The 13,653-nt window shown below is 54.9% G+C and carries 9 protein-coding genes; 5 read left to right on the top strand and 4 right to left on the bottom strand.

Features of this window, described 5'->3' with window-relative positions; translation table 11 throughout:
- Nucleotide 1 precedes the first annotated feature (1 nt).
- The 4 genes from Q0835_RS09140 (at nt 2) to Q0835_RS09155 (ending at nt 7,443) form a co-directional block, all read left to right on the top strand.
- Nucleotides 2–817 carry a M48 family metalloprotease gene (locus Q0835_RS09140; protein ID WP_298960490.1) on the top strand — a complete coding sequence of 272 codons (816 nt, stop codon included), beginning with the start codon at nt 2–4 and terminating at the stop codon, nt 815–817.
- Nucleotides 810–1,256 carry a hypothetical protein gene (locus Q0835_RS09145; protein ID WP_298960493.1) on the top strand — a complete coding sequence of 149 codons (447 nt, stop codon included), beginning with the start codon at nt 810–812 and terminating at the stop codon, nt 1,254–1,256. Before Q0835_RS09140 ends, Q0835_RS09145 begins: the two co-directional genes overlap by 8 nt.
- Nucleotides 1,253–6,442 carry an AAA domain-containing protein gene (locus tag Q0835_RS09150; RefSeq protein ID WP_298960495.1) on the top strand — a complete coding sequence of 1,730 codons (5,190 nt, stop codon included), beginning with the start codon at nt 1,253–1,255 and terminating at the stop codon, nt 6,440–6,442. Before Q0835_RS09145 ends, Q0835_RS09150 begins: the two co-directional genes overlap by 4 nt.
- Before the next feature lie 548 nt (nt 6,443–6,990).
- Complete coding sequence (locus Q0835_RS09155) at nt 6,991–7,443, top strand: hypothetical protein (RefSeq protein WP_298960498.1); 453 nt, start codon at nt 6,991–6,993, stop codon at nt 7,441–7,443.
- Nucleotides 7,444–7,645: 202 nt separating this feature from the next.
- Here Q0835_RS09155 and Q0835_RS09160 read toward each other — a convergent pair whose 3' ends face one another.
- Nucleotides 7,646–9,193, bottom strand: a complete 1,548-nt coding sequence (locus Q0835_RS09160; RefSeq protein ID WP_298960501.1) for a permease — start codon at nt 9,191–9,193, stop codon at nt 7,646–7,648.
- On the bottom strand, nt 9,190–9,987 hold the full coding sequence (locus tag Q0835_RS09165) for an ABC transporter ATP-binding protein (RefSeq protein WP_298960504.1): 798 nt from the start codon (nt 9,985–9,987) through the stop codon (nt 9,190–9,192). The genes Q0835_RS09160 and Q0835_RS09165 overlap by 4 nt, the downstream gene beginning before the upstream one ends.
- Before the next feature lie 198 nt (nt 9,988–10,185).
- Here Q0835_RS09165 and Q0835_RS09170 point away from each other — a divergent pair, with 198 nt between their 5' ends.
- On the top strand, nt 10,186–11,097 hold the full coding sequence (locus tag Q0835_RS09170) for a hypothetical protein (protein WP_298960506.1): 912 nt from the start codon (nt 10,186–10,188) through the stop codon (nt 11,095–11,097).
- 24 nt (nt 11,098–11,121) lie between these two features.
- Here Q0835_RS09170 and Q0835_RS09175 read toward each other — a convergent pair whose 3' ends face one another.
- On the bottom strand, nt 11,122–11,733 hold the full coding sequence (locus Q0835_RS09175; RefSeq protein WP_298960507.1) for an alpha/beta hydrolase: 612 nt from the start codon (nt 11,731–11,733) through the stop codon (nt 11,122–11,124).
- A gap of 330 nt (nt 11,734–12,063) precedes the next feature.
- Nucleotides 12,064–12,690, bottom strand: coding sequence for a LysE family transporter (locus Q0835_RS09180; protein WP_298960510.1), 627 nt, complete (start codon nt 12,688–12,690; stop codon nt 12,064–12,066).
- Nucleotides 12,691–13,653 lie beyond the last annotated feature (963 nt).

Here is a 13,653-nt window from a genome sequence, read left to right on the forward strand (position 1 = left end):
GATGTCTCAGACAGCTGGTATTGCTAACGCCGACGTGCCGTTCATTCCATACCACCACGAGCTCACCGACTGCCTCAAACAAAACGAGGACGGTCTGTGGGAATGGTTTGCGTCCGATAAGCTGACAGAGCATGCCGACAAGGATGCGCGTCTTTATCTGCTCAAGAATGCGGTCAGGTTGGATGAAGAAGATCATCCCGCGGTACATGCACTTGCACGTGAGGTCGCAACAGTGCTTGGTATTATGGTCCCTATAACGCTCTACCAGGACAACAATGGCGGCCAGCGTAATGCTATGCTGGTCAGGATGACCTCAGAAGTATCGATCCTATTCGGTGGTGACATCCTGTCCTTCCTTTCGGAAGAACAACTCCGGGCTCTCATGGCTCATGAGATGGCGCATTTCCTGTTCAATTCTCTCGAAAGTGGCGCCTTCAACATCACGGACAATCTATTGAACTGGATATGTCAGCATGGCGGCGAGTCTTCGCATCAACGCTCCTTGTGGCTTTCCAATCTCTACCAGGAAATATTCGCTGACCGGGTTGCATTACAGATTTGCAAAAACCTCGAAGCACCGCTTTCCCTGCTGGTAATAGTTGGAGCCGGGATCGCGAACGTGTCGGCACAGGCTTATTTGAAACAGGCCGAAGAGGCGCTTGAAGCAGCAATCCTCGACGGACAGTACAGCGGGGCGGATAGCGATAGTCATCCAGAGCTTTTTATTAGGGCTCTCGCCATGCGAGACTGGTTTGAGGGCCGAGAAGAGGCCGACAGCAGGCTCAAGCACATGGTCGAGGGCGGAACCGATGCTTGAATTGCTTGACCTGCTCCAGCAACGGAGAATGACCGATCTCACCCGTGCGGTTATCGAGGTTCTGATCAAGCCGCGATTTGCGGAAAGCGAGCGCCTCGAGCTAATGGCGCGTCAGTATTTTCCGCGGTATGACCGGCGGCAGATTACGGCAACGGATCGGGAAGAAATTGCCGAACAACTGCGCGCCATGTCTCGGAGTCTCAAGTCCTATTTCTGTTACGTCCTTGCCGACTTCGCACTGACCGATCCGGATCTCGACGACCTTGTTCTGCTTGAGGCGATTGGCCTGGCGGACCATTGGGAGATGACAGACGTATTTGACGAGATTGCCGGGAGGGACCTTGCGATCGACGCGGTGCATCTTGCCCGGCTGCGTTCTCGGGTTTCACAGGGTCTTCCCCAAGAAGCACTGACGGATGGCGGAAAGGCTGTCGAGTGAACATCGCGCCACAAGATATAAATGAAGGGCTGCCCGACAAGGGTTTCTCCAGGCTTCTCGATGCGTTCAACAACGCCCATTCCATCGGCACCGACGACGTCATAGCCGCTTGCCTGCCGCTGCTTCAGCAGGTGGCCGAAGTCCACGAAAACGGCCTTGTGTCTCCAGTCGCTGATCGGGATACCCTCGGTCTTGCGGGGGGATGCCTGTACTTTAGGGCGGATAATACTCATCAGCCCCGTAAAAATGTGGCGGTGGCCAACCGTAAGCGAAAGGCCGATGCTGCGCTCCATATAGTGGACGAGGTCGATCTTGTTGTCGAGGAAAGCGACTTTGTCCTTCTGGGTGGATCCAGAGTAAGCGCGAGCGACCACAGGGTATCGGAGGAATTTCGTGGCCGGCCGAGCTATTTGACGGGTTACAGGTCGTGGGAGATTGAAAACGGTCATCACGACCCCCTAACAGATATTTTTCTGCTTGGGATGCTTCTTGCCTCGCTCGCGACAGGCCTGGATTTTAACGACCGTGAGCAACTCGAAACCTTTACCGGAGCCCGCCGTGATCTCCAGCGTCTGAACAGCCGCCTCCATCCAGTTCTGGTGCGCGCTATCGAACGAATGACCGCGTTGGAGCGGTTCGATCGGGTACAGGACCTGTGCTCCCTTTGCGAGGCGCTCGAAAACTACCGTCGTATCGGCTCGCATTTCGACCAATCGCTTACCCCTGATCCTCAAATACAGGATGACCGGGGTACAACTATCATCAAACGCCTGCGCGCCCGTCTCTATGACACGTCTCGGCGCAACCGGCTGCTTTACTATCGCCCCATCGCCAGCGAGCTCAATCTCACGGAAGCTTCCGTTCCGCTTGTCATCAATCCCGACCTCATCAAGGCAGGCGACCTGTTCACCGGAAACTCCAAGGCTATGAATAAGCTCATCGCCGGGCAAGACCTGATCCTCGGAGACTGGATCCGGTTTGAGGAAATGCTGTTCGCACCACCTGTTCTGGCACGCCTTCGACTCGATGCAATGCGTGTTGAACAAGACATGGGCTCCTCTCCACTTCGCCTCATCCCGGCCAAACTGAATTGGTACGATCTCAAAAACACACCAGACACGCCGATCACCTCCCCTCTGCTTCTCCTTAAGGCGCGGCTGGCCAGGCGAAAGGGTGTGCGTGATGCGTTTGTGCTGAGCATCGATGGTCCGGAAGCCGATCTCAATCCGGCACTGGCATTTGTTCTGAACCAGCTTTACGGCATGCTCCTGCCTGAACAGGTGGATCTGTCGAAGCCGAATGCGCTGAACGATCTTTATGAAGAGATCAAAAGGCAGATCTTGTCGTCGGAACCCGGTGTTTCTTTTACGTTGGCCGATAAGCCGAAGCGCCGTCTTCTGCACACCACCGTTCGCCGGCGGCTAGACCAATTTCAACGCCGCCAGCGCGGTAACAAGGGCAAACGCGACGGTAAAATTACCGACTATTCCTACGACGTGAAAAACTACAAACCGCTTGGTGTTCAACTGTTCCGCCAACGTGTACGCATTCCCGAAGCGCCTTTCCGCAATATCGCCGGTCGTCCGCTACCACGATATTTCAACATGCCTAAAATGGACGGGGTGACGCAGACGGAGAAAAGCCAAATCTTCGTGCAGGAGGTTGCGACTTCGGAGGGGCGGTTCGACTGGAGTGTGGATACCTCCTCTGTCATTCTCGGAAATTTCAACTACCAAAAAATGTCGCTTCTGCGTGACTATGACCTGCTTGCGCGGACAGAGAACCTGCGTGCCCCCCAGATTTCACGATTTTTCGGCAATGAGCCGCGGGAAAACTTGGCTTGGCAAGACGTTAAACCGGAAGATCTCCACAACATTCTGCCATCAGATCCGTCACAGGATCAGGCAGTGGCAGCCGCACAATGTGGAAGAAGCCTAGTGCTGCAGGGTCCTCCTGGCACGGGAAAATCGCAAACGATCGCCAACCTGATCTCGAACTTCGCCAATCGCGGCAAGAGGGTGCTATTTGTCAGCCAGAAACGTGCTGCTCTGGATGTTGTACGCAACCGCCTGACAGGGGCGGGCCTTGGCGATCTCACCGCCGCGTTTCACGACACGAATACCGGGCGTGCTGCGTTTGTTGAAGATCTGGGCAAGCTTTATCAGGCCTGGAGCGAAACACCGGCACCAAACACACTCGACCGGTTGAAGCGAGACAAGGAAAGCGCTCTGGAACGCCTGCAACAGGCTAGGACGTCAATTGAAACCCTGACACTTGCCATGGCAGATCCTGCAGAAGGCGCGCCGCTGCACCGTCTTCTTGAGAATGCGCTCTCAATGGGTTTAGATAAAGAATTATTCCAGACGTCTGCCCGTCAATCATCAGGTTTTTCGTTACCGAATGCCCAGGACTGGGAAGCGTGGCGTGGTCCAGTGGCTAAAGCACTGCCGATCCTCAACCGGTTGACCGGCACCCGCAACTTCGGCGAAACAAACGAGTTTGGACTCAGTCGTAAGATCTGGGAGGACTCCACCGAAACAGCCCGCCTACCTCAGAATTTAGCGGAGCTGGAAAGCCTTCTTCGCAAAATACAAACGAGGCTCACCAATTTTTTGTCCCAGCAGTCCGATGCTGCACTCCTTAACCTCAGTCAGTTTGCAGACTTGACCCGGCATGCCAGGGCGATTGCTTCCCTCGGTTCGAATGCGACCCGGGCAATTGCGGGTGCTGACCCGGAACTGCGAAAGCAGTTTGAGGAAGTTGCCCGGGTCTTGGAGGAGCTCAAAGGCCAACAGAAAAACACTGCACATCTCGCTTCGGTCTGGGTACTTCCTTTAGGGCTGCAAGAAGCCGCCGCCGCGCTTGCGGTCGCACAAGCGGAAGAAGGCAGATTTCTTGGCACGCTGTTTTCCTCCCAGCTGCAGTCTGTTCGAAGCCTTGTCCAGGCAAGGACTGATCTTTCTGCCTTGGCTGTGAAGCCTACGCTGACACAGCTATTGACCTGGCTTGTCGAACACCTCAAGGCAACCGATGCACTGAACGAAAAAACAGCGGCCTTTGAAAGGCTCTACGGCTCGAGATCCGCGAGTGATATCACGAAAAAGCTAGAGGCCGTCACCAAGAGCAGCGCGTCTCTTTCAGCAGAGCTTGCTCCGCTGGCGGAAAACCTCTTAAAAAGCCCGGACACAAACGGATTGAAATCACTTGCGGACAGCGTCTCGGACGTGGAAGAAGCGGAGAGCCTTGCATTGAGGCTGTTTGGTGACAACCTGCCAGCTTGTTCCTGGCATGAGTTGCTGGAAGTGCTCGATGATCTACGTAACCGGTCGGCTCAATTCCCGGTTTTGGCGAGTGTCCTCAAACCGTTTGTAAACGCTCCAGAAGAAATCTGGGCATTGCTGGCAACCCCGGAAACGGACGTCGAGGAAGTCGGTCACCAGGTGTTGGCCACGGCACTCGAACGGCGTCTTCTGGCCCACCCGGAATTGGAGGGGACCGACTACAGTCTTTTGTCGCTCGCCAGACACCAGCTTTGCGAAGCCCAGTCGGAGTCGCTCAAGATTAACGCAGAAATTCTCAAGGCGAGGCAGCGAAGTCGTTTCCGGAACGACCTCGTGTTGTCCAATCGCTCCGCGAGCGGTTTGTCTCCTGACGAGAAATCACGTCGCGAAACCGTCCTCGCGGCACGGCGTATTCTGGAAAACGAATTCTCGAAAACGCGAACATTTCGGCCGGTACGCGATTTCGTACATGGCGATTGCAGTCACATTGTTTCGGTGATCAAACCTATATGGATGATGAGCCCCACTTCGGTTGCCGACATACTGCCGCTTCACAATGACATATTCGATGTGGTCATCTTCGACGAGGCCTCCCAGATCACTGTGGAAGAAGCATTGCCCGCTTGCGTGCGGAGCAGTCAGATCGTCGTTGTCGGCGACAGCATGCAGCTTCCACCAAGCGTCTTCTTCAGTTCGGCCTCGCTGGACGATGATCTCGATCAAGAGGACCATGATTTCGAATTGAACCAGGAAAGCCTCCTTTCCTTGGCTGACGAAAAACTGCCGAGTGTCATGCTTCGCTGGCATTACCGGTCCCGCCACGAGGCGCTGATAGCATTCTCCAACACTGCATTTTACGATACAAGGCTCCTGTCCATCCCGTCACCCATCCAATTCGCGCAGCCTGGTGAAATTGTTGTGCCAGATGACACTAACCATCGGCCCGACCTGGAGGCACTCATCGGGCGCGCTCTGAGCTTTCATCATCTGCCTCATGGGGTTTATTCAGCACGCTGCAACGATGCCGAAGCGAACTACGTAGCCCAGCTTCTACGTACAATCCTGATGCAGGGTAGCGGCATGACGATAGGAGTTGTAGCATTTTCGGAGGCCCAGCAAAGGCGTATTGAAGAAGCCATCGCTGAGTTATCGGAGGAGGACGGGACCTTTGCGCAACTGCTTGCCGAAGAGCAGGAACGCAAGGAAAATGGAGAGTTTGTCGGTCTTTTCGTCAAAAACCTGGAAAATGTTCAAGGTGACGAACGCGACATAATGATCATCTCGGTGTGCTACGGGCCGAATGTAACGCGTAAGATGCGTATGAATTTCGGGCCGATCAACAAATTGGGGGGCGAAAGGCGTCTGAACGTCATTTTCTCTCGTGCCCGCCGGCACATGGCAATTGTTTCATCGATCACCGGAGATGAAATCACCAACGACTACAACACCGGCGCGCTTGCGTTGAAAACCATGCTGCAATTCGCGCAAGCAACCTCCGCCGGGTTGACCTCGGACGCCGAGCGTCTTCTGGATCGGTATCGCACCGGCGATATCGTCCCTACCCAAAAGGCAGGGCGTGGCATCGCTGCGGCGATCCTTTCGGACTGGGTGCAAGACGAAGTAGGCGTGTCTTGTGATACCAACGTTGGCCTGTCGGAATTTGTCATCGATGTCGTGCCTCGATTGCCGGCTGAAAAAACACTCACCGGCAAGCCAATAGCAATTCTTGTCGACAGTAGTGCTCTTTACGAACAGGGAAAAGCGCAGGAAATGCTCACAACCCGTTCAGAAGTCCTGGAAAATGCTGGGTGGGAGGTCGTAACTATCCCGCTCAAGGACATCTGGTACAAACCGCAAGATGTAAAGTTCGGCTTGAGGCAGTATTTTACAAAGGACAGTTCATGAAAACCTAAATTTGTCTTGTCCGTCATCCATCAAGCGCAGACTTCAATAAGCGAATTTGATCGCCAAATCAGGATCTGCAATAGGTGGCCAAAAGCGTCAAAGTGCCTATGTGAAATTCGATGCGGGAGCGTCGCGACCATCTTCCGGCAGCAGCTTCAAGTTTGTAGCCAGCCAAGCTATACAATCCGTCATCAGACTTGGCCTTACAATCTCAAATCAGAGTATTTCTTTGAAGATTTTTCTTTTCGTTGTGTCAGCAGTTTTTCTGATTGGACCGGTGGTTGCCTGGGGCTACGTTGTTGCGCTCGGGTGTGGTTTTAAAACAAATTCAACGAACTGCAGCGTTCGCCTTTCAGACTATCTGGACAGTGAGTTTCTCACCCTCTCCGCGCTGCCCTGGATCCTGGGTCTTCTCTGTCTCATCAGTGCCATTCGCAGATGATCAAGGTGTTTCCGATCTTAACTTCAGAGCTTTTATTGCGCGAAAGCAAATGTGTTCAGTTCACAGATTTCGGGAAACTTAGGCGATGAGCGTGCCCACAAATCTCGTGGTCCGAAACGACAGCTGGAATTTCAGCGAACTCGCTCACGAATTTACAGTTTGGTTGCGAGTTGAAAATCTGGAAGAGAAAATCAATACCGCAATTGCCCGCTACGCTGCCCACTTTGAAAAATACCCTGACCAAACAAACAGCAAATCACAAAATGCGGTGGAGCTTGGGCGGCTAAGAGCTTTCCAGGACCGGGTCAGGAAAATAGAAAATGCTTCCTTGCCGATTTCCATCGGCGCGACAGAGCTGCCCGTCAGTTTCAACGAACAGATCTTCGAGGGCGATTTTACCTCGGTATTTTGTTTGACGTGTTATCGTCTGAGCGCACCGGAACTGACCTGCCTTGCGCCATTTCAAAATGACACGTACGAGCAGGCTTTTGGGACAATGCGGCACTGTTTATGCGGCAAATGGATTGCTTGGCGCATTGAAGGCCAACGCAAGCCTTAGCAGTGCAGGACTGTGACCTGCCCCCTAGGCAGTCATCCCTGCCGGTCTTGAGTTCGCCTAATCAGCTCTTCGGGGTTGGATGGTATCGGGAACAGGCTCCTCCAAACAGGTTCGTTCTCCACACGCCTTGTGGTCGCCCGGCCGATAGGCTCGTTTCATGGAAAAACTGCAAAACCGCACATTTCAGGCGCGCGCATACCCGTTAGGTTTTTGCGCTGTGCTTCGGGCGGATACTCCATGAGGTCGTAAGCACAATCAAGAGCAGGACAACAGGGAGGAACGCTAGCGGGCTCCCTGCCACAATGAGTGCTGTGCCAGCCGCGCAAGCAATCGATGCTGCAGCCTCCGCAAGCGTCGAAGCCTTCGAAGCGACTTGCCGACGCCGGAAGGTGGTGCGTTTGGCTTGCGCCCGAAACCAGAGTTGAACCAGGATTGCACTTGCTGCCGCGATCATCGCGCCGATGAAGGTAACCACGGCACCCCATAGCGACAGGAGTGCCAGGCTCAGGGCAACCGGCAGCATTATCACGGCGATTATCGTAAGGACCGACAAGACTTTTGCCCAAAGGCGCGTAAACACAGAGATGGGCGCCGTTAAGATCAAATCGGGGGCATCCTCACCAGAGATGGTCAGCCAGGCAAGGCCACCGGCAAGCTGTCCGACAGCCATGACGATGACAGGAGCGACGATCACGGAAATCTCGGTGTTGTCGCCAAAACTGATCCACAGCATGACCGCCGGCGGGATGAGATAGAGAACCTGCATCAACGTCTGGGAAACAAGCCAGGGATCGCGGGCGATGAGTTTAAGTTCCTTATGAACGAGCGCGCCAAGAGGCGAGTAACCGCGAAAGGATCTTTCAGATGCGCGTATGCGCGGGGTCTTTTCCGAAACACCCAGAGCCAGCACGACAATGCGGCGGAACTGGACAGCGCCGCGCCAGGCTCCCACGGCAAAAAACAAAACCGAGGCTGCGAAGAACAGAAACACGGTGCTGGTCTGTCCGGCCACTGCGTGGGCCGGGAACCACCAGAAGGAGCCTGCTGCCGGCGCATGGCTGGCCAGGAAAGCCGGATCGAAGAGCGTGAACCGGGATATCGACCCGAAGGAGAGGATTGCAACCACTTGCATCCCGATCAGGAAGGCCGCACCGACGACTGCAGCCAATATCTGCGCGCAGAGACGCGTGCGCTGCGCCCCAACGGTTCTAAAGAGCGCGAGTGTGATCAACACCCCTGCTCCGGTCGCGCTCAGCGATACCGCCAGGAGAACCACATATCCGGCAAGCCAACGCTCCCCGCCAAGCATCACGGCAACGTTGAGGAATGGAGAAATGACCAGCGCTGACATCATCCAACTTGTCAAAGCCATCATGACGATGCGCACAAGAAACAGGTCACGGGAGGGCGCGGGAGAAGACAGTATCAGGTCGAGATCATCGCGGGCGTAAAACGCACGCGTCACCGACTCCATCGCCTGAGAGAGCATCATGGTGAAGCTGAGCAATACAGTGACCGACAGCATTGCCAGCGCGGTCAGATCGAGCACAAACCCCGCGGTCAAGCGGGGTGAAAGCACCGCGTATGCGATCAGATGCATGATCGCATAAAATATGCTCATGCCGATCAGTGCGCGCCGAAGGCTGGTGTTACGCCAGCCTGAGAACATCCAGGCCCAGTCACGCCAGGCGAGCCGCAATTCATGCCGCGAAAAGCGCAACAGGGCGGAAGGTGCCGCTATCGCGCTCATGCCACTTTCTCATCAAGGTAATTTGCTTTGCCCGCTTGCGCTGCGCCTTCGGAGGCATCACCCACAATTTCCAGGAAAATGTCTTCCAGAGAATTGCCATCGGCGCTTGCTCGTTCGCGCAACTCCTCCAGCGTTCCCTCAGCAACAAGCTGTCCACCAGCGATAATCCCGATCCTGTCGGCCATGCGCTCGGCGACTTCCAGGATATGTGTCGTCATGATGATCGACACTCCCTGCGCAACAAGGCCGGATAGCACCTTCTTCACCTGCCGCGCAGATCCTGCGTCAAGCCCGGTGAGCGGCTCATCGAGAATGATAAGACGCGGTTCATGGATCAAGGCACCGGCAAGCGCCACCTTCTGACGCATCCCTTTCGAGAAGCCGCCACAGCGTTCATGTGCATGGGGGGCAAGTCCAAAGGATTCAAGCAGAGTGTCGGCCTTGAAGCGCGCAAGGTCCGGTTCCATGCTCCACAGGCCTGCCACGAACTCAAGATATTCGAGCGGTGTCAGCTTGTCATAAACCATGGGTTCGTCAGGAACCCAAGCCAGAATTTGCTTGGCGGCGACCGGATCTGAAAAGGCGTCGATCCCGCAGACTTTGACGGAGCCGCTGTCAGCCTCGAGCAACCCCGCCACCATCCGCAGCGTCGTTGTCTTGCCTGCGCCGTTCGGGCCGAGCAAGGCGTAGAATTCTCCATCATGCACGGTCAGAGAAAGATCGTTGACCGCGGGTTCTGTGAAGCGCTTGTGGAGATTGAGAATATCGAGGGCAGCGGTACTGGAGGACGGCATCTATCTCTCGTCAAAAAGGAAGTTTCCTCCAGTTTACCGAGGGGACCTTTCGCTAGTGTAAAACCCCGTCATTTGTCGCAGATTGAGCCCCTTGAATGAAAGAAAGGTTTGAAGACGACCGGATGTGACGGCGGTAACAGACTGAGGCACCCGCGGGCAATAACGTAGCGTCACTTTCGTGCAAACGGGTACCTGGAAATGATCACGTTTACTGCTCCGATCAAGCTGAAACTGCCGCAAGAAAACAACCCGTACTATCAGTACGCAAAGCCGAATACCGAGACGCTCGACAAGGGCTGGAAAGCCGTGTTCGTCGGATCCGAGGGAGCCGATTACATCTTCGGCGATGGCTTTTCCGACACCATGTACGGGAACGGTGGAGACGACGGGCTGCATGGCGGCGGCGGCAGGGATTATCTCTATGGAGGCGAAGGAGACGACACTTTTATCGGTGGTGCAGGCGCGGACGAAATGTTCGGCGAAGCGGGTGACGACTTTTTCTGGGGCGAGCTTGATGGCAACAAGATCGACGGAGGCAGTGGTTACGACACGATAAGTTTTTCCGGGATGGACAAGGGCATTGTGGTGTCGTTGAGAATGGGCGGCGCGCTTGATCCGAATACATTCACCGTCAGAGAATATATCACCGATATCGAAAGCGTCATCGGGACCAGCTACGACGATAGCATCGTTGGCGATGACCGCCTGATCGGCAACCATCTTTTTGGCGGCGCGGGAAACGACGTCCTGGAAGGAGGTGGCGGAGCTGACACTCTTGTTGGCGGTCTGGGTGCAGACGTGCTTAGGGGCGGGACGGAAAGCGACACCTTTGTTTTCAATCTCGGCGACAGCCCTGGCGGCACGTCCGGCTTCGACACGATCAGAGACTTCGATCTCGATGACGACATCATGCAGTTCCAGGTCTATGAACCGACCCTGGCTGATTGGTCGGCCTATGAGACGACCGTTGATGGTGTGGCCGGAACCTGGGTCAGGATCACTGAGCTTCAGCTCGATGGACCGGTTGCTGAAACACAGGTTCGTTATGAAGTGTTTCTCGCAGGAACGAACCTTGCGACCGTCGGTGCCGACGACTTTGCTTTTGTTTGAGCCCGCACAGGTTGAAAGCTCACGTCATGCCTGGTCGCCAACGATGGCTTTTGCGACCAGTTCGGGTACCTTGATCATGCAATAGTGGTCCGCCTCTATCTCAAGACAGGTCCAATTCTCCTGCTCCAAATGCGTTTTGACATGAGCAACGACATTTTCAGTCATGACCAGAAACTGGCTTGCCAGACAGTGGATATAGGTTTTCGGGATCGCCTTGAACGTGGCGCGATCGAAGACAAGCTTCTCGGCAAAGGGCGGCCAGTCTGGCACTCCGAAATCCGCCGGGTCGATCCCTGCACTGGCAAAGAAGTCCAGCAGTGACTTTCCGCTCTCGGGTATCAGCGTGTCCAGAAAGACAAGTCTTTCGACTTTCTCAGGCATTCGATCTGCAGCGCCAGAGATAACAAAGCCGGCGTAGCTGTGCCCGACGAGGTGAAGCCTTTGCTCCCCGGTTTTCTCAATCCGGTCGCACAGCTCTTCAATATGATCCGACAGGGTTGCCTTTTCGGGGTCGGACAATGTCAGGGCATCTGTCTGATGGCCGTCCGCCTCCAGCAAGGCGCGAACCCTGTCGAAATCTTCTTTGGTGCGTTTCCCCCCGGGGACGAAAACAAAGTGGGTCACAAGCAGTTTCACCTTGCGTTGCCGACGTGCATTCGGAGCGAATGACTTTGGTGCGTGGAGCGGCTCTCACACGTATTCGCAGTTGAGGTTGGTATAACGCACCATGCGCCAACGGCAGGCGCTCGTGCAACATAAGCAATCGCTTCTGCTGCTTTTTCGCCGACATCACCCGCCATATCGCGCGATCAATTGTTTCCAAATGAAATGCACACAGAAAAATGGGTTCCTTTAACATGGAACGCCTTTTTGAGAGGCGAAGCGGTTGCGCAAGCCGCCACAGCGAAGGTCGGGTTCATACCCGACGTCTTCGATCCGGCGCCAGGCATGAGTGGCGGGTTTGACTTAGTGTCCGCTGCTTGCGAACAAATTCAGCCCTTCGCGGAAAAGAAGAACTGCGAAGAGGACAAGCACTATCGCCAGCCCGCGCATGATGAAGGGGTAAGCCCGGCCGGTTAGCAGATGGCGGTATCGCCCCGTAAGCGCGGCAACGCCAACCTTTGAGCCGACCAGAAGAAGATAGAACCCGACAATAAACCCCCAGGGGGCAAGGGCAGACGTCTCGGAAGCTGCAAGGACGTATGGGACACCGACTGTGATCCAGAACAGGTAGGGGTGCGGGCTCAGGAAATTGGCAAGAATTCCCTTTTTCAAGGATGCTGGTGCCGTTGCAGAACCAAATTCCCCGACTGAGTTCACCTTGGCGGTCTCGTAAGCCAAAAAGAGAGCGTAAAGGGCGCCAACGATCCCGAGTATACCCAGGGCTTTATTTGGGAGTTCCCGAAGCACAAAAAACAACGTCAGAACAATTGGGACGTCTGTTACAAGCGGCGCAGCCGCAACCAGCAATCCTTCCTTGAAGCCGTGACGTATGGTTTGAGCGATGGCAATGGTCATCAAGGGGCCGGGTGCCAGGCCAGCGGCCAGTCCCAAAGTGATGCCGGTCAGTGTCGCCGAGACAAATTCAGTCAAACCTTCGCCTCCAGTGTCAAGTCAGGCCTGACTGAGAATTCACGTGCCCAGCCTCGACCTTCAGGCGTCTGATTTGCCTTCGAAGCTTTGATCATAGGGGTAAAACCAACACGGCACCGTGTCTACAAGGCGATGTCCGGTTCGCATGCCCAGCTCATTGCGATGGAGAGTTTGCAATGGCGCAGGTCACTTTAGAGTTCAAATGCCTGTCGCTATGCACCCACTGCCGAATGGCTACTCACACTCGCATTGCGGTTTTTTTCCTGAACTGCCACGAGCGCCAGCTTTCGAAGTCTCATCGCAGACGATCAAATGTTCAAATTGGGTGGCTTTGCGGACTGACAACTTCGGGGCCGAGAAGGGAATGTCCGGTCTGGACCTTGTTGATTGTAAAGCGGACATCTCAGCTAGGCCCTTGCATAGTCACTGTCGGCCCTGAGCGGTCATTCACCCGCTGAAACGCTCCTGTAGGCGTATTTCCGACAACGGAGGAAACAAACCCCAGTCCGTTGCCCCGCTTCACCCCTTCCCGCATTTTTCCGCTTGGGAGGGGGCGGCTTGAGAAGCCGTGTTTTTTGCAGCCATGGTTCTGCCCGCACCCTTCGGGCGCAAGACCCCTTGCGGGTTGCGTGCACGGTTCTGGCTGTGAAAAAGTAAGGCTGCCCGCCCACTACCAGGCGAGAAAAAGAACAAAAAAGCCTACCTGAGAATTCAGGCAGACCGCATATCAATTGCATCAGGGATCGAAGCCAAATGGCCAAAATCGCACCTGCGCGGGTTCGGTACACGAGAGCCCGTTAGATGTCCAAAAATGCACATCGAAAATCAGACTAAAGTAAAATTACACCCGTTAGCAACTTCAGGGTTGTGGGTAATAAAACTTCAATTCTTGCTCTCCAACCTGCCTCTATTCTACATTTGTTCTCATGAATCAAAATGCGTTTTCAATAGGCTGTTTCTTGC

The organism is uncultured Roseibium sp., from assembly GCF_947499295.1.
Classification (GTDB): Bacteria; Pseudomonadota; Alphaproteobacteria; order Rhizobiales; family Stappiaceae; genus Roseibium.

What these genes read in the sequence shown, in the direction of transcription:
- Q0835_RS09140 (WP_298960490.1), top strand. Translation starts at nt 2, where the DNA reads ATGTCTCAGACAGCTGGTATTGCTAACGCCGACGTGCCGTTCATTCCA.
- Q0835_RS09145 (WP_298960493.1), top strand. Translation starts at nt 810, where the DNA reads ATGCTTGAATTGCTTGACCTGCTCCAGCAACGGAGAATGACCGATCTC.
- Q0835_RS09160 (WP_298960501.1), bottom strand. Translation starts at nt 9,193, where the DNA reads ATGAGCGCGATAGCGGCACCTTCCGCCCTGTTGCGCTTTTCGCGGCAT.
- Q0835_RS09165 (WP_298960504.1), bottom strand. Translation starts at nt 9,987, where the DNA reads ATGCCGTCCTCCAGTACCGCTGCCCTCGATATTCTCAATCTCCACAAG.
- Q0835_RS09170 (WP_298960506.1), top strand. Translation starts at nt 10,186, where the DNA reads ATGATCACGTTTACTGCTCCGATCAAGCTGAAACTGCCGCAAGAAAAC.